1 rRNA gene is annotated in these 214 nt (G+C 47.2%); it reads right to left on the bottom strand.

The features are described 5' to 3' along the window. Positions 1–67 (bottom strand): 16S ribosomal RNA (locus QN357_RS19470); the annotation flags it as partial. Positions 68–214 lie beyond the last annotated feature (147 nt).

The following is a 214-nucleotide window of genomic DNA, read 5'->3' as shown; positions in this document are numbered from 1 at the left end:
GTTCGACTTGCATGTGTTAAGCACGCCGCCAGCGTTCGTCCTGAGCCAGGATCAAACTCTCCGTAAATGTTTGATTGACTAACCAAGCAAGCCTGGCGTCACATCTAGTGTGCCGAGCCGCCGGAATGGGCGAACACGACACAAGTTTGAAACTGACAGAACAAATCATTACTGACTTGCTTTGTTGTTATAAATGTTTTCCAAAGGAATCTCC

The sequence above is a fragment of the Cryobacterium sp. RTC2.1 genome, assembly GCF_035018685.1.
GTDB classification, from domain to species: Bacteria; Actinomycetota; Actinomycetes; order Actinomycetales; family Microbacteriaceae; genus Cryobacterium; species Cryobacterium glucosi.
This window is presented reverse-complemented; position numbering and strand designations above follow the sequence as displayed.